The following is a 14,665-nucleotide window of genomic DNA, read 5'->3' as shown; positions in this document are numbered from 1 at the left end:
CCATGGATCAACCGCAGGAGTCGAATGAAATGAAGAAAGCCGTGCGCAAGGCCGTGTTCCCCGTGGCCGGGATGGGCACCCGGTTCCTCCCCGCCACCAAGGCGAGCCCCAAGGAAATGCTGCCCATCGTCGACAAGCCCCTCATCCAGTACGCCGTGGAAGAAGCGGTGGCCGCCGGCATCACCGAGCTCATCTTCATCACCGGCCGCACCAAGCGCTCCATCGAGGACCACTTCGACAAAGCCTACGAGCTCGAATCCGAGCTGCAGGCCCGCGGCAAGAAGGAACTCCTCGAAGTCGTGCGCAAGACCGTTCCCAAGGGCGTCAACTGCATCTACATCCGCCAGTCGGAGGCGCTCGGCCTGGGACACGCCGTCCTATGCGCCGAATCGGTCGTGGGCGACGAACCCTTCGCCGTGCTGCTCGCTGACGACCTCTGCGACCACCCCGAAGGCAAGCCGGTGCTCTCCCAGATGATCGACGTCTACAACTACCACCGCTGCTCGGTGCTCGGTACCATCAACGTCGCGCGCGAAGAGACGCGCCAGTACGGCATCGTCAGCACCGAGCCGGAGGCGCACGGCAAGATCCAGCGCATCACCGGCATCGTCGAGAAGCCCAAGCCCGAAGAAGCCCCCAGCACCCAGGCGGTGGTGGGGCGCTACATCCTCTCGGGCAACATCTTCGAGCACCTGCATCGCATCCAGCCCGGCGCGGGGGGCGAACTACAGCTCACCGACGCCATCAGCTCGCTGCTGCAGGAAGAAGCCATCCTCGCCTACGAATTCGACGGCGTGCGCTACGACTGCGGCTCCAAGCTGGGCTACCTCAAGGCCACGGTCGAATTCGCCCTGCGCCACCCCGAAGTCGCCAACGAATTCCGCGACTTCCTGCGCGCCCGCTCGGTGGGACTGTAACGAAAAAGCCCCCGAAGGGGCTTTTTCGTGAAAGGAAGCTCAGGCGAGCGCCGTCTGCTTCGCCGCGCGGCGGCGATCGTGTTCCTGCAGGTGGCGCTTGCGCAGGCGGATCGACTTCGGCGTGATCTCGACGAGTTCGTCGTCCTCGATGAACTCCACCGCCGCCTCCAGCGTGAGCTCGATCGGCGGCACGAGCCGGATCGCCTCGTCCGAGCCGGAAGCGCGGATGTTGGTGAGCTGCTTGGTGCGGATCGGATTCACCACCAGGTCGTTTTCCCGCGTGTGGATGCCAATGATCATGCCCTCATAGACCGCATCGCCCGGGCTGACGAACATGCGGCCGCGATCCTGCAGCTTCCACAGCGCATAGGCCACGGCCTGGCCGTCGTCCTGCGACACGAGCACCCCGTTGCGTCGTCCGCCCACGGGACCGGCGAGAGGTCCGTAGCCGTCGAAGATGTGGCTCACGAGCCCCGTGCCGCGCGTGAGCGTCAGGAACTCCCCCTGGAATCCGATGAGGCCGCGCGCCGGCACGCGGTATTCCAGCCGCACGCGCCCCTTGCCGTCGCTCGTCATGTCGAGGAGTTCCGCCCGGCGGCGCCCCAGTTCCTCCATCACCGCGCCCTGGTGTCCTTCCTCGATATCGACCGTGAGCCGCTCGTAGGGCTCGTGGAGTTCGCCGTCGATCTCTTTCAACACCACCCGCGGTCGGCCCACCGCCAGCTCATAGCCCTCGCGGCGCATGGTTTCGAGCAGGATGGTGAGGTGCAGTTCGCCCCGGCCGGAGACCTCGAAGCTGTCGCCATCTTCACTGAAGCGCACGCGCAGCGCCACGTTCTTGAGCAGCTCCTTCTCCAGCCGTTCGCGGATCTGGCGGCTGGTGACGAATTTCCCTTCGCGCCCGGCCAAGGGCGACGTGTTGACCATGAAGGTCATGGTGAGCGTGGGCTCGTCCACCTCGATCGGCGGCAGCGGCTGCGCCGCCTCGGGATCGCACACCGTCACGCCGATGCCAACCTGCTCCACGCCGGAGATCATCACGATGTCGCCTGCCACCGCCTCGGGCACCGCCTCGCGCTCCAGGCCGACGAATTTCAGCACCTGGCCGATCTTCGCCCGACCCAGGTTCTGTTCGCCCAGCCACACGCCCACTTCCTGGTTGGGGCGCAGACGCCCCTGGCGGATGCGGCCGATGCCCAGCTGCCCCACGTAGCTCGAATAGTCGAGCGAGCAGATCTGCAGCTGCAGGGGCGCGTCGATCGTCACCGGCGGCGGCGGAACGTGGGCGATGATGGTCTCGAAGAGCGGGCGCATGTCCTTGCCCGGCTCGTTCAGATCCAGCGTGGCGTAGCCCTGCAGGCCCGAAGCATAGACGATGGGGAAGTCCAGCTGCTCCTCGCTCGCGTCGAGCTCGGCGAAGAGGTCGAACGTGGCGTTGATCACCCAGTCGGGCCGGGCGCCGGGGCGGTCGATCTTGTTGATGACCACGATGGGCTTGAGCCCGCGCGCCAGCGCCTTCTTGGTGACGAAGCGCGTCTGCGGCATGGGGCCTTCGACGGCATCGACCAGCAGCAGCACGCCGTCGACCATGGAGAGCACCCGCTCCACTTCGCCGCCGAAATCGGCGTGGCCCGGGGTGTCGACGATGTTGATGTGGGTGTCGCCATAGCGGATGGCGCAGTTCTTGGCCAGGATGGTGATGCCGCGCTCGCGCTCGAGATCGTTGCTGTCCATCACCCGTTCGGCGACGGTCTGATGCTGGGCAAAGGTGCCGGACTGCTTGAGAAGCTGGTCGACGAGGGTGGTCTTGCCATGATCGACGTGGGCGATGATGGCGATGTTGCGAATGGCGGAGGACATGGACTTCCAGACGTACGAAAGCACCAATTATAACAAAGGGGCAAGGCGGCGTCGTGTAAAATTCCGCATCCTTTCGGCTCGATGCGGAAATTCCATGTTCGCGATCATCGGCGGCACTGGCCTCACCTCGCTCAACAATCTGGAAATCGTGCACCGGCAGGTCGTGCGCACCCCTTATGGCGACCCCTCCGGGCCGCTCACCCTCGGGCGCATCGCCGGCCGGGACATCGCCTTCCTTGCCCGGCACGGCTACGGTCACACCTATGCGCCGCACCGCATCAACTACCGCGCCAACCTCTGGGCGCTGCAACACGTGGGCGTGCGCGAGGTCATCTCGGTGGCTTCCGTCGGCGGCATCCAGGCGCAATACGCTCCGGGCTCCCTCGTGATTCCGCACCAGATCATCGACTACACCTGGGGGCGCGTGTCGACCTTCTTCGAAGGCGAAGAAGATCCGGTCACGCACATCGATTTCACCCTGCCGTTCACCCCGGCGCTGCGCGAGCGTCTGATCCGCGCCGCGCAAAAGGCAGGGGAGCCGGTGATCGACGGCGCGGTCTACGCCTGCACCCAGGGCCCGCGCCTGGAGACCGCCGCCGAGATCGACCGCCTGGAGCGCGACGGCGCCAACGTGGTGGGCATGACCGCCATGCCCGAAGCCGCGCTCGCCCGCGAACTGGGCCTTGCCTACGCCGCGATCAACGTGGTGGCAAACTACGCCGCCGGCCGCGGCGCCGACGCGAGCGAGATTTCATTCACCGAGATCGAGGCGACGCTTTCCGAGACCATGGCCCGGGTCAGGCATGTGCTGGAAGCATTCGCGGCGCAGCGGGAGTGAGGGGGTTTGCTCTGCACCGATCCCAATTGGTTTCATTCTTCGAGCGGCCGTCACTCGGACAGTCGGCCTTTGCGTACCAGCTCGATGACCCGGTTTCGCACCTCTTCGAGTTTCTCATTCCTGATCCGTCCTGCCATGCGTTGGAACAGATCTTGATGAGCGGTAAATAGTTTCCCGGGACGGATATAGCTGGTCTGTTGCAGTGAGCCACAGGAAAAGTCACCTTCCGCCAGTTCAATCGCGAAGGGATCAGCGTAGGATCGGCTGGTGATCTGCAGGCACAGCCAATCCTCCCGTCCGCTATGAGCGAGCACGAGTGCCGGCCGTAGTTTGGATGCTGATAAATCTGAGAATGGAAAAGGCACGAGGACCACGTCGCCTATTGCAGGTGCGTCCATGCCTCATCCTCTTCCGGTTTCAGCCAATCCTCCGCAAGGGCCTTTTCAGCCAGCTGTGTGACCTCGTCGATTTCAGCGGGAGCTTCGTCCAATATGGTCACCAAGGCGCGACGCATTCCTTTGATTTCAACGGGTTCGACCAGGCGGACATGCCCCTTTTCGTCGATGATGGCTTCTACGGTCTGTTTCATCACGTGCCCTCCGCCTTGTTCCGGATCGACAACTCAATGATGGTGGGCATGGGGGCAAGGCGTTATGCGCATGTAATGGCGGAGATGGAGGGATTCGAACCCTCGATACCGGTTTTAGCCGGTATGCTCCCTTAGCAGGGGAGTGCCTTCGACCTCTCGGCCACATCTCCTTGAAGAGGTGCTATTCTAACCGATGAGGACGCTTGGCGTCAAACCTGCGGAGGAAACCATTCATCATGATGGTCGATCTCGAGCTCGACGCGCGCGGGCTGCGCTGCCCGCTGCCCATCCTGCGCACGAAGAAGGCACTGGCCACCTTGCACTCGGGGCAACGGCTACGGGTGCGGACCACGGACCCCGGTTCGATGAAAGACTTCTCCGCCTTCGCCCGCCAGAGCGGCAACGTACTCGAAGTGGCGCGTGAAACCGGCGAAGGGGAATATGAATTCGTGCTGATTCGGCGATAGGATGGGTTAGATTGCAAGACGCAGGAACGTATGAAATGTGACTGATTTACGACGACGTCCGCTTCAGCGAACGCCCGGCAGCGGATTCCGAAGAGGTGGCATCAGGCATCGTGCTCGATTTCGACGAGCTGGGCACAGTGGTTGGGATCGACATTGAGCAACCAGCCAAAACCAGCTTCGTGATCTTGTCGTTGGCGTTCGTCACCTTTGGCGTTACAATCAAACCATGATCCGATCGTTTCGTTGCCGCGACACCGAAGCCTTTTTTCAGGGCAAGCGCATTGCGCGGTTCGTGGCATTCGAGGCAGTGGCCATGCGCAAGCTGCAGCAGCTGCACGCGGCCACATCATTGGAATTTCTCCGTGTTCCACCGGGGAACCGACTAGAATTACTCACGGGGGATCGCGAGGGTCAGTACAGCATCCGCATCAATGTCCAGTGGCGCGTGTGCTTCGTCTGGGACGGGCGCGACGCCTGGGAAGTCGAAATAGTTGATTACCACTGAGAAAGCCATGCCGATGAGCCGTGAAGTTCCTCTGGTCCACCCTGGCACGATCCTGCTAGAAGACTGGCTCAAGCCACTGGGCATCAGCCAGTACGCTTTGGCGCGAGCGATTGGCGTGCCCCGTCGGCGCATTAACGAGATCATCCAGGGGCGGCGGGCCATCAGCGCGGATACGGCGCTGCGCCTGGCCGCTTTCTTTGGGGTCGATGCCGAAAGCTGGCTCGCCTTGCAGGCGCACTACGACGCCGTGCAGCGGCGTGAGGCGCTCGCCCAGGAACTGGCTGCGATCCCGCGCTATGAACACCTGGCGCGGGAGTATTCCGAGTCCGTCTGAGCTGCGAGCGCCTCTGTCTCACCCCCCCGCCAAATGCCGCTCGATGCGCGCGAGCTGCGGTTCGAGCTGCGCGAGCGTGGCGCTGAAGCGCTCGATGCGCTCGCGCTCCTGGGCCACCACTTCGGCCGGCGCGCGTTCCACGAAGCTGGGGTTTTCCAGTTTCTTCTTCGCCTTGGCGATCTCGGCGCGCAGGCGCTCGATCTCCTTGGCAAGCCGCTCGCGCTCCTTGGCGGCGTCGATGGGCACGTCGAGCATGAGCTGCAGCGTCTCCACTGCCGCTACCGGCGCGAGCGCATCTTCGGGTAGGCGCGCCAGCGTGCGCACTTCCGTGAGCCGTGCGAGCGCCTGCAGGTAGGGGACGAACCCGGCGATCGTCGCCGCGAGCGCCTCGTCGGCCGGCTCGCCCAGCGCCACCGCGAGCGGCACGCGCTCGCCCGGGTTGAGCTTCATCTCGGCGCGCAATCCCCGCACCGCCCGCGTGATCGCCTGGAAGAGCGCCATCTCGCGCTCGGCCGCCTCGTCGAGCTTTTCCGGTTGGGCCACGGGGTAGGGCGCCAGCATGATCGAATCGCTCGTCTTGCGCCCGGCCACCGGCGCGACGTGCTGCCAGAGCTCCTCGGTGATGAAAGGAATCACCGGGTGCAGCAGCCGCAGCACGGCTTCGAGCACGCGGATGAGCGTGCGGCGCGTGGCGTGGCGCACCGCCTCGTCTCCTTGCGCAAGACGCACCTTGGCAAGTTCCAGGTACCAGTCGCAGTATTCGTCCCAGACGAATTCGTAGAGCGCCTTGGCGTAGAGGTCGAAGCGGTAGTCGGTGAGGTGGCGCTGCGCTTCCGCTTCCACCCGCTGCAGGCGGGAGACGATCCAGCGTTCGGCAAAGCCCAGCGCCTCGGGCGCGGCGGGCGTCTCCGGCAGATTCTCGCCCACGTTCATGAGCACGAAGCGCGTCGCGTTCCACAGCTTGTTGCAGAAGTTGCGGTAGCCCTCGCAACGGCCGAGATCGAACTTGATGTCTCGCCCCGGGCTCGCGAGCGAGGCGAACGTGAAGCGCAGGGCATCCGCACCGAACGCCGGGATGCCGTTGGGGAATTCCTTGCGCGTGCGCTCCGCGATCGATGCGGCCTGTTTCGGGTTCATCAGGCCGGTGGTGCGCTTCTGGATGAGCGATTCCAGGTCGATGCCGTCGATGAGGTCGATCGGGTCGAGCACGTTGCCCTTGGACTTCGACATCTTCTGCCCCTCGGCATCGCGGATGAGGCCGTGGACATAGACGTGCTTGAACGGAATTTTGCCGGTGACGTGGGTGGTCATCATCACCATGCGCGCCACCCAGAAGAAGATGATGTCGAAACCCGTGACCAGCACCGAAGAGGGCAGGTAGAGATCGAGCGCCGGGTTGGATTTGGCCGGATACTCCGGCGTCCAGTCGAGCGTGGAGAAAGGCCACAGCGCCGAAGAGAACCACGTGTCGAGCACGTCCGCGTCGCGCGTGAGCGGCCCCGTGTAGCCCTCGGCCGCGGCAAGCGCCCGGGCCTGCGCCTCGTCGTGCGCCACCCAGAAGCGACGATTTTCGGCCGGATCTTCGTCGGCGTACCACGCCGGGATCTGGTGCCCCCACCACAGCTGGCGCGAAATGCACCAATCCTGGATATTGACCAGCCACTGGCGGTAGGTATTCACCCAGTTGTCGGGGAAGAAGCGGATGCTGCCGTCCTCGACCACTTCGAGCGCCTTTTGCGCGAGCGACTTGCCGTCCGCCCCGGGCTTGGTGGTGGCCACGAACCACTGGTCGGTGAGCATGGGTTCGAGCACCACGCCCGTGCGCTCGCCGCGCGGCACCATCATCTTGTGCGGCTTCACCTCGACCAAAAGCCCCTGCGCCTGCAGCTCGGCCACGGCCTTTTCCCGGGCGACGAACCGGTCGAGCCCGCGGTAAGGCTCGGGCACCTGGTCGTTCAGATGGGCATCGAGCCGGAAGATGCTGATCAGCGGCAGCCCGTGGCGCTGGGCCACGGCGTAGTCGTTGGCATCGTGCGCCGGTGTCACTTTCACGCAGCCGGTGCCGAAGCTCGGATCCACGGCCGCATCGGCGATGATGGGAATGCGCCGGCCCACGAGCGGCAGGATCACCTCCTTGCCGATGAGCCCCTGATAGCGGGGATCTTCCGGATGCACCATCACCGCCACGTCGCCAAAGAGCGTCTCCGGCCGCGTGGTGGCCACCACCACGCCCCGTTGCCCGTCGATGGGCCCGTCGGCGAAGGGGTAGAGGAGGGACCAGAGGAACCCTTCTTCCTCTTCAGCCGACACTTCCAGATCGGAGACCGCCGTGCGCAGCTTCGGATCCCAGTTGACCAGGCGCTTGCCGCGGTAGATGAGCCCCTCGCGATAGAGCCGGACGAAGACTTCGCGCACCACGCGCGACATTCCCTCGTCCATGGTGAAGCGCTCGCGCGTCCAGTCGGCCGAAGTGCCCAGACGCCGCATCTGTCGCGTGATGGTGCCGCCGGAATATTCCTTCCACTGCCACACGCGCTCGAGGAATTTCTCCCGTCCCAGATCGTAGCGCGTGAGTCCCTCGCGCTCGAGCTGGCGCTCGACCACGATCTGGGTGGCGATGCCGGCATGGTCGGTACCCGGCTGCAGCAGCACGTTGTCCCCGCTCATGCGCCGCCAGCGCACCAGGATATCCATGATGGTCTGGTTGAAGCCGTGCCCCATGTGCAGCGTGCCGGTCACGTTGGGCGGCGGCATCAGGATGCAATAGGGATTTTTTCTGCTCGGATCGAAACCGGCGCGGAAGTAGCCGTGTTCCTCCCAGTAGGGATACCAGCGCGATTCGATCGCCTTGGGTTCGAAGCTCTTGTCCAGGGTCATGGCACCAATGGAATCGGGGGACGAAAGCCGAGGATTATAACCAACTGGAGCGCTGTGGATGAGGTATACTTCGCGTCCAATTCCCTGCATCACGGATCGTTCACGTTCGATACTAATGTAGCATTCCGATTAACCAAAATGCTTTTATTCTCAAATTATTAAATCATCATGTTGATTCCTGTCATTCTTTCTGGCGGCGCAGGAACGCGCCTTTGGCCTGTCTCGCGCGAGGGGCACCCCAAGCCTTTCATCGAGCTTGCCGATGGCGAGACCCTGCTGCACAAAACCTATCGCCGTGCGGCCTCCATCCTCGATGCCGTAGAAGAGGCGCCAAGGGAGATCCTCACCGTCACCAACCGCGATCATTATTTTCTCAGCAAGGATGAATTCGCGCGCTCGGGGCTCGAGGGCCGCTATCGCGGCACGTATCTCTTGGAGCCCGTTGGGCGCAACACGGCCGCGGCGGTGGCGCTGGCCGCGCACGCCGTGGCCGAGCGTTACGGCCCTGAAGCCTTGCTGCTCATTCTGCCGGCTGATCATCTCATTCAAGACGAAGCGGCGTTTCGCCGCGCTGTCGCGCACGCGGCCCAGCTTGCCCGGCAGCGGCGGCTCGTCACCTTTGGCATCGTTCCCGATCGGCCGGAAACCGGCTATGGCTACATCGAAGCGGGCGAGGCGCTGGGCCCGGGGCGGACGGTAGTGCGCTTCGTCGAGAAGCCCTCCCTCGAGCGCGCCGAAGCATATCTTGCCGCGGGTAATTTTTACTGGAACGCCGGCATGTTCTGCTTCCTGGCCGGCTTTCTGCTCGAGCAGATGGCGCGCCATGCGCCGGAGGTGGCCGAGGCGGCGGCGCTTTGCTGGGAAAGCACCCGCGGGCGCATGACCCCGCAAACCTCCATGATCGAGCTCGATGCCGAACGCTTTGCCGGCATCCCTGAAATCTCCATCGACTATGCCCTCATGGAACGCTCGGATGCCGTGGCGGTCGTCCCGGCTGAATTCGGCTGGAGCGACATCGGCTCGTGGTGCGCCTTGAGCGCGCTCGTTCCCGCCGATGCCGCAGGCAACCGGGCGAAAGGGCAGGCGCTCTTTCTCGACAGCCGCGACACCTACGTCCACAGCGAGGATCGGCTGGTGGCTGCGCTCGGCGTGGAGGGGCTGGTAATCGTCGACACGCCCGATGCGCTGCTCGTGATGCACCGTGACAAGGCGCAGGACGTCAAAAAGGTCGTCGCCCAGCTCAAGGAGCGCGATCACGAGACCTACAAGCTGCATCGCACGGTGGTGCGTCCCTGGGGCAGCTATACGGTGCTGGAAGAAGGGCCGGGCTTCAAGATCAAGCGCATCGAGGTGAAGCCAGGGGCGTCGCTATCGCTGCAGATGCACCATCACCGCAGCGAGCACTGGATCGTGGTGCGCGGCATGGCGAAGATCGTCAATGGGGAGCGGACGTGCTACGTGCGCCCCAACGAATCCACCTACATTCCCGCTGGCTGCAAGCACCGCCTGGAAAACCCCGGTGTGCTCGATCTGGTGATGATCGAGGTGCAGTGCGGGGAGTACCTCGGCGAGGACGACATCGTGCGCTTTGACGACGTCTATGGGCGGGGCGGGGGCGAGGGGCGTGTTTCGCCCGAAAAATACTCTTCCCAAGGGTGAGGTAAAATCGCAGTCACACTGGAAAGGAAGACAATGAGGCTTTCGCAGTAGGAGGTCAAACAGACGCTCAGGAACTGGGTGAAAGCGGCGAATGCGGGCAAGCTCAACGGACCGAGGGCAAAGCCGGTCACGCCGGAGCAAAGGGAACTCCGGCTTGCGGGCGGAAAACCTTTGGATCGAGTGGGAGTACGAAATCCTAAATCCTAAAAAAGCGACGGCTGTACTTCACGAAGGGTTCCCTGTAAAGTACGCTTGGATCGACGCTGAGCGCAACCACTTTGACCTGCCCGAGCCGTGCGCCGTGCAGGATGTCGGCGCGAGCAGCTACCGGGCTAGGAAATGGGGTAGAAAGCCCGAGCGCAAGCGGCCGCCGCTACGCCACGCGGGCCGAGAGGCCACGGCGGACGTACGCCGAGGTGTTCGGCAACCGGAAACAGCGTCACTCAACCCTCGGCTACAGGTCGACGACTCAGTTCCTGAATGACTGAATCAGCGTTCAACAGGATGAAAAACTGGTAATTGGATAGTCCTCAACGGCATGGCCAAGCTCGTTAATGGTGAACGTAAAATTATGGTGGGCACCAACGAATCTACGTACATCCCTGCTGGACACAGGCATCGGCTTGAGAACCTAGGGGTGCTGGATTTTATAATGATCAAAGTGTAAATCGGCGAATATTTTGGTGAGGATGATATCGTTCGCTTTTATGACAATTATGGTAGAGTTCAATGAATTGAGAGGTGCATGAACATGAAAAAGAAAGCATTGATTACTGGTATCACGGGGCAAGATGGTTCATATCTGGCCGAACTGCTGTTGTCCAAGGGTTATGAGGTGCACGGCATCCGTCGCCGTACCTCTTTGTTTAATACCGACCGGATTGATCACCTATACCACGATCCCCATAGCAAGGGATTTGATCTGACGTTGCACTACGGCGATCTGACAGACTCATCCAGCCTGATCCGGATCGTTCAGCAGGTTCAACCCGACGAAATCTATAACCTAGCTGCCCAAAGCCACGTCGCCGTTTCTTTTGAACAGCCTGAATACACGGCCAACTCCGATGCCCTAGGTACCCTACGTCTACTCGAGGCTATTCGGATTGCTGGCCTCGAGAAAAAAACCCGCTTTTACCAAGCATCGACTTCCGAACTCTACGGATTGGTCCAGGAAATTCCGCAGAAAGAAACCACACCCTTCTGGCCGCGCTCGCCATATGCCGTAGCAAAAATGTATGCCTACTGGATCACCGTCAATTACCGTGAGGCGTACGGAATGTACGCCTGTAACGGGATATTGTTCAATCACGAGTCGCCTGTTCGTGGCGAGACCTTTGTCACCCGCAAGATCACCCGCGCGCTCGCCCGCATCAAGCTTGGCCTTCAGGAATGTCTCTATCTGGGCAACATGAACGCGTTACGCGACTGGGGGCATGCGCGTGATTACGTGCAAATGCAGTGGATGATGCTGCAGCAGGAAACTCCGGAGGATTTTGTCATCGCTACCGGCGAGCAGCACTCCGTGCGTGAATTTGTCGAGTTGGCGGCTAAAGAAATTGGTATCCAGGTGCAGTGGGAAGGCCAAGGAGAGAATGAGAAGGGTTATGACGCACAAACCGGCAAGTGTATTGTGGCAGTGGACCCAAAATACTATCGCCCGGCAGAAGTAGAAACTCTATTGGGCGACCCGACCAAAGCCAGGCAAAAGCTTGGTTGGGTCCCTACAACATCTTTTCAAGAACTTGTTTCTGAGATGATGCAGGAAGACATGAAGGAAGCCCAACGTGACAAACTAGTTAAGCAGCACGGTTTCAAGTACTTTAACTACCACGAGTAATGAGGTCCAAACCAATGATTCCTGTTTATCAGCCCTATTTAAAAGGTCGCGAAAAAGAGTATGTCAATCAGTGCTTGGATTCTACCTGGATATCATCGAAAGGTGAGTTCATTGAACGTTTCGAGCGAAACTTCGCAGATTTCATTGGCGCAAAATATGCTACCTCTGTTTGCAACGGTACAGTAGCTATTCATCTTGCGCTTGAGGCACTAGGAATAGGCCCTGGGGATGAAGTCATCGTTCCAACTTTGACTTATATCGCTTCAGTGAATGCTATTATTCAGGCCGGTGCAACTCCTGTTTTTGTTGATTCACTGGAGGATACGTGGCAGATTGACCCTGAAGATGTCAGGCGCAAGATTACTCAAAAAACCAAGGCGGTAATGGTTGTACATTTATATGGCTTGCCTTGCGACATGGATGCGATTACTCAAATTTGTAATACGTATGACCTTTTGCTTATAGAGGACTGTGCAGAAGCTTTTGGCTCATTTTTCAAAGGTAAGCATGTAGGCACATTTGGTGACGTCTCGACTTTCAGTTTTTTTGGTAATAAGACTATAACCACCGGTGAAGGTGGAATGGTTGTGGCTAGAGAGCAGGCTGTAATTGAGAAGGCATTTCACCTCAAGAATCAGGGGGTTTCGCAGACACGAGAATACTGGCATGACGTTTTAGCTTACAATTATCGTATGACAAACATTTGTGCAGCAATTGGTTTGGCGCAACTAGAGCAAGCGGAGACAATCTTGTCCAGGAAACGCAGAATTGCTGACAATTACAAGAATGGGTTGGTGGGCTTGCCATTAAAAACACATGATGAACAGCCCGATACAGTTCATTCGTTTTGGATGTGTTCCCTTCTTGTAGATGACGCTTCACTACGCCAGCCTCTTCGTGATCACCTTAAGCGCTTGGAAATAGAGACTCGCCCATTGTTTTACCCGGCTCATACTTTGCCACATTGTGCAACTAACCAGCACTTTCCAATCGCAGAATCGCTTTCTGCGCGCGGAATTAACCTGCCTAGTTGGCCGGGAATGGATGAAAATAAGGTCGGAGAAGTTATCAAAGCCATTAGATCATTCTGGGGGAAGTGATTTTGAATACGCTCACTAAAAAACTTCAATGTTTCTTCATCGACAGAGACCAATCTACCCTTGGTTTTTTTGGATTATAAAAGGGAGAGGCACACGCCTGTTCGAGGCCGTGAAGCGCCAAATTGAACGCAAGGGCTACATTGCCCGGGGCGGGCAAATCGTGGATGCGACGCTGGTGCGAGCGCCCCGTCAGCGCTTGAGCCGGCAGGAACAAGCGCTCGTGGCGCAAAAAGCGATGCCCATCGAGTGGAAACCGGCCAAACGCCGCCAAAAAGACCTCGATGCGACCTGGACCAAGAAACACGGCAAGAGCTACTACGGCTACAAACTTTCGGTCTGTGTCGATCGCAAGCACAAGCTCATTCGTCGCCTGAAGACCGACACGGCCAGCACCCACGACGTCCAGCATCTCGACTGGCTCATCGACCCGGGCAACACGTGCCGCGACCTCTACGCCGACCGGGGCTACGCGAGCAAGGAGCGAGAAGAAGCGCTGCAGGCCAAAGGCTACCGGCCGCAGATTCAGCGCAAAGCCAAGCCCAAGCGGCCACTGTCCCAGCGTCAGAAGCAGCGCAACACGCGCATTGCCCGCATCCGCGCCCGGGTCGAGCACGTGTTTGCCGCGATCGAAGCGATGGGCGGCAAGAGGATCCGCCCCCTCGGACAAGCCCGAGCCGACTTTGCCCTCACCCTGATGGCTGTGTGCTACACCGTTCGGCGCACGGTGTGGCTCGTGAAGTCGGGCGCCATCCCCTGGTGAGGCCTGCCCACGGCCGAGGTGCGCCCAAAGCGGCCGTGGGCAGGGAAAAACCAGGACACGAGGCTGGCAGAAGCGGGCAAAATGAGGGCAATTCCGTGCCGAGGGTCCTGATGGGCTTGTTTCACCCGAAATTTCCCGGAAAACAGGGGTTGATTGAAGTTTCCATCGGCATGAGAAATGCCACTTGAACCAAGCCAGAGAACAAATATGCAGGGAAATTCAAGAATCGACTTTGCCAACACTTTGCGTGGCTTTGCGGCACTGGCAGTTGTCATTTCTCACCACTACGGCGTTTTCTGGTCGAGTCGAGCAGCTGTCGCATACATTACGAATTCTCCGGCCCTCCCGTTAGAGACCCATGCGATACCAGGATATATATCGTGGCTCCATATCTTCCCGATATTCAATTGGGGGGCTTATGGTGTAGCACTGTTTTTTATTATCAGCGGCTTCGTTATTCCTTTTTCGCTTCAAAAAATGAGCTGTGTTGGTTTTTTAATCAACCGCATTCTGCGAATAATGCCGACATATTTTGTTGGCTTTAGCGTCACCCTGCTGGCGCTACTGATAAGTAGCCAATACTTCTCAAGAGAATATCCGTTTAGCATTCGAGAAGTGCTGATTCACTATATCCCAGGAATCCGGGACATCATGTGGTCAAGAGGAATTGATGGCATTGTATGGACGCTTGAAATAGAGATGAAGTTCTATCTTGTATGTGCATTATTGATCGTTTTATTCCGGAAGCAATCTCTAAAAGTGTTTTTTGCACCAGTCGCGCTCTTTTTGCTTGCGCTATATGTCAGGTCCCGGACGATTGCATTGATCCGCGACGTCGTGCATTATTCATAGGTCGCGAGACGATGCGTGAGCTGATCGAGGAGCTACGGAGGCAAAAGTCATGATGGTTCGACTGCAC

General features: G+C 60.0%; 14 protein-coding genes, 1 tRNA gene and 2 pseudogenes. 12 read left to right on the top strand and 5 right to left on the bottom strand.

Annotation, left to right across the window (positions count from 1 at the left end; genetic code table 11):
• The first annotated feature begins 2 nt into the window (after positions 1–2).
• Positions 3–917 (top strand): UTP--glucose-1-phosphate uridylyltransferase GalU, encoded by a 915-nt coding sequence (gene galU, locus EPD82_RS09860; protein ID WP_240803322.1) that lies wholly within the window; start codon positions 3–5, stop codon positions 915–917.
• A gap of 39 nt (positions 918–956) precedes the next feature.
• On the opposite strand, the gene typA is transcribed toward galU, so the two are convergent.
• On the bottom strand, positions 957–2,777 hold the full coding sequence (gene typA, locus EPD82_RS09855; RefSeq protein ID WP_055422748.1) for a translational GTPase TypA: 1,821 nt from the start codon (positions 2,775–2,777) through the stop codon (positions 957–959).
• A 94-nt stretch (positions 2,778–2,871) separates the two neighbouring features.
• Between typA and EPD82_RS09850 the strand changes: the two genes are divergently transcribed.
• Positions 2,872–3,615, top strand: coding sequence for an S-methyl-5'-thioinosine phosphorylase (locus EPD82_RS09850; RefSeq protein ID WP_055422747.1), 744 nt, complete (start codon positions 2,872–2,874; stop codon positions 3,613–3,615).
• A 50-nt stretch (positions 3,616–3,665) separates the two neighbouring features.
• Here EPD82_RS09850 and EPD82_RS09845 read toward each other — a convergent pair whose 3' ends face one another.
• The 3 genes from EPD82_RS09845 to EPD82_RS09835 form a co-directional block, all read right to left on the bottom strand.
• Positions 3,666–4,013: a type II toxin-antitoxin system PemK/MazF family toxin gene (locus tag EPD82_RS09845; RefSeq protein ID WP_072247885.1), complete on the bottom strand. Its 348-nt coding sequence runs from the start codon at positions 4,011–4,013 to the stop codon at positions 3,666–3,668.
• Positions 3,995–4,204: a hypothetical protein gene (locus EPD82_RS09840; protein WP_055422746.1), complete on the bottom strand. Its 210-nt coding sequence runs from the start codon at positions 4,202–4,204 to the stop codon at positions 3,995–3,997. The genes EPD82_RS09845 and EPD82_RS09840 overlap by 19 nt, the downstream gene beginning before the upstream one ends.
• 76 nt (positions 4,205–4,280) lie before the next feature.
• Positions 4,281–4,374, bottom strand: a tRNA-Ser gene (locus EPD82_RS09835).
• Positions 4,375–4,440: 66 nt separating this feature from the next.
• Between EPD82_RS09835 and EPD82_RS09830 the strand changes: the two genes are divergently transcribed.
• The 4 genes from EPD82_RS09830 to EPD82_RS09815 all read left to right on the top strand — a co-directional run bounded on the left by EPD82_RS09830 (position 4,441) and on the right by EPD82_RS09815 (position 5,510).
• Positions 4,441–4,671: a sulfurtransferase TusA family protein gene (locus EPD82_RS09830; RefSeq protein ID WP_055422745.1), complete on the top strand. Its 231-nt coding sequence runs from the start codon at positions 4,441–4,443 to the stop codon at positions 4,669–4,671.
• A 95-nt stretch (positions 4,672–4,766) separates the two neighbouring features.
• Positions 4,767–4,901 (top strand): hypothetical protein, encoded by a 135-nt coding sequence (locus EPD82_RS12425; protein WP_232424736.1) that lies wholly within the window; start codon positions 4,767–4,769, stop codon positions 4,899–4,901.
• Positions 4,898–5,176: a type II toxin-antitoxin system RelE/ParE family toxin gene (locus EPD82_RS12420; protein WP_055422744.1), complete on the top strand. Its 279-nt coding sequence runs from the start codon at positions 4,898–4,900 to the stop codon at positions 5,174–5,176. The genes EPD82_RS12425 and EPD82_RS12420 overlap by 4 nt, the downstream gene beginning before the upstream one ends.
• A gap of 13 nt (positions 5,177–5,189) precedes the next feature.
• Positions 5,190–5,510 (top strand): HigA family addiction module antitoxin, encoded by a 321-nt coding sequence (locus EPD82_RS09815; RefSeq protein WP_055422969.1) that lies wholly within the window; start codon positions 5,190–5,192, stop codon positions 5,508–5,510.
• Between the two features lie 18 nt (positions 5,511–5,528).
• Here the strand turns inward: EPD82_RS09815 and EPD82_RS09810 are convergent, their stop codons facing one another.
• A complete protein-coding gene (locus tag EPD82_RS09810; RefSeq protein WP_141056546.1) occupies positions 5,529–8,387 on the bottom strand; it encodes a valine--tRNA ligase in 2,859 nt (952 codons plus the stop codon).
• A gap of 168 nt (positions 8,388–8,555) precedes the next feature.
• Between EPD82_RS09810 and EPD82_RS09805 the strand changes: the two genes are divergently transcribed.
• The 6 genes and pseudogenes from EPD82_RS09805 to EPD82_RS09780 all read left to right on the top strand — a co-directional run bounded on the left by EPD82_RS09805 (position 8,556) and on the right by EPD82_RS09780 (position 14,598).
• Entirely contained in the window at positions 8,556–10,046 is a 1,491-nt protein-coding gene (locus EPD82_RS09805) for a mannose-1-phosphate guanylyltransferase/mannose-6-phosphate isomerase (RefSeq protein WP_141056545.1), read from the top strand.
• Positions 10,047–10,554: 508 nt separating this feature from the next.
• Positions 10,555–10,779, top strand: a pseudogene (locus EPD82_RS12415) (mannose-1-phosphate guanylyltransferase/mannose-6-phosphate isomerase); the annotation flags it as partial.
• An 18-nt stretch (positions 10,780–10,797) separates the two neighbouring features.
• The gene (gmd, locus tag EPD82_RS09795) at positions 10,798–11,886 is read left to right on the top strand and encodes a GDP-mannose 4,6-dehydratase (protein WP_141056544.1); all 1,089 of its coding nucleotides are present in this window, start codon (positions 10,798–10,800) and stop codon (positions 11,884–11,886) included.
• A 14-nt stretch (positions 11,887–11,900) separates the two neighbouring features.
• A complete protein-coding gene (locus EPD82_RS09790; protein WP_141056543.1) occupies positions 11,901–12,986 on the top strand; it encodes a DegT/DnrJ/EryC1/StrS family aminotransferase in 1,086 nt (361 codons plus the stop codon).
• 97 nt (positions 12,987–13,083) lie between these two features.
• Positions 13,084–13,746, top strand: a pseudogene (locus EPD82_RS09785) (IS5 family transposase); the annotation flags it as partial.
• 177 nt (positions 13,747–13,923) lie between these two features.
• Positions 13,924–14,598 (top strand): acyltransferase family protein, encoded by a 675-nt coding sequence (locus tag EPD82_RS09780; protein WP_206202268.1) that lies wholly within the window; start codon positions 13,924–13,926, stop codon positions 14,596–14,598.
• The last annotated feature ends 67 nt before the right edge of the window (positions 14,599–14,665 follow it).

The organism is Tepidiphilus succinatimandens, from assembly GCF_006503695.1.
Lineage (GTDB): Bacteria > Pseudomonadota > Gammaproteobacteria > Burkholderiales > Rhodocyclaceae > Tepidiphilus > Tepidiphilus succinatimandens.
Note: the sequence above shows the minus strand (reverse complement) of the source record. Positions and strands in the feature narration are given on the sequence as shown.

What these genes read in the sequence shown, in the direction of transcription:
- typA (WP_055422748.1), bottom strand. Translation starts at nt 2,777, where the DNA reads ATGTCCTCCGCCATTCGCAACATCGCCATCATCGCCCACGTCGATCAT.
- EPD82_RS09850 (WP_055422747.1), top strand. Translation starts at nt 2,872, where the DNA reads ATGTTCGCGATCATCGGCGGCACTGGCCTCACCTCGCTCAACAATCTG.
- EPD82_RS09780 (WP_206202268.1), top strand. Translation starts at nt 13,924, where the DNA reads ATGCCACTTGAACCAAGCCAGAGAACAAATATGCAGGGAAATTCAAGA.
- EPD82_RS09845 (WP_072247885.1), bottom strand. Translation starts at nt 4,013, where the DNA reads ATGGACGCACCTGCAATAGGCGACGTGGTCCTCGTGCCTTTTCCATTC.
- EPD82_RS09840 (WP_055422746.1), bottom strand. Translation starts at nt 4,204, where the DNA reads ATGAAACAGACCGTAGAAGCCATCATCGACGAAAAGGGGCATGTCCGC.
- EPD82_RS09810 (WP_141056546.1), bottom strand. Translation starts at nt 8,387, where the DNA reads ATGACCCTGGACAAGAGCTTCGAACCCAAGGCGATCGAATCGCGCTGG.
- EPD82_RS09830 (WP_055422745.1), top strand. Translation starts at nt 4,441, where the DNA reads ATGATGGTCGATCTCGAGCTCGACGCGCGCGGGCTGCGCTGCCCGCTG.
- EPD82_RS12420 (WP_055422744.1), top strand. Translation starts at nt 4,898, where the DNA reads ATGATCCGATCGTTTCGTTGCCGCGACACCGAAGCCTTTTTTCAGGGC.
- EPD82_RS09815 (WP_055422969.1), top strand. Translation starts at nt 5,190, where the DNA reads ATGAGCCGTGAAGTTCCTCTGGTCCACCCTGGCACGATCCTGCTAGAA.
- EPD82_RS09790 (WP_141056543.1), top strand. Translation starts at nt 11,901, where the DNA reads ATGATTCCTGTTTATCAGCCCTATTTAAAAGGTCGCGAAAAAGAGTAT.
- EPD82_RS09805 (WP_141056545.1), top strand. Translation starts at nt 8,556, where the DNA reads ATGTTGATTCCTGTCATTCTTTCTGGCGGCGCAGGAACGCGCCTTTGG.
- galU (WP_240803322.1), top strand. Translation starts at nt 3, where the DNA reads ATGGATCAACCGCAGGAGTCGAATGAAATGAAGAAAGCCGTGCGCAAG.
- gmd (WP_141056544.1), top strand. Translation starts at nt 10,798, where the DNA reads ATGAAAAAGAAAGCATTGATTACTGGTATCACGGGGCAAGATGGTTCA.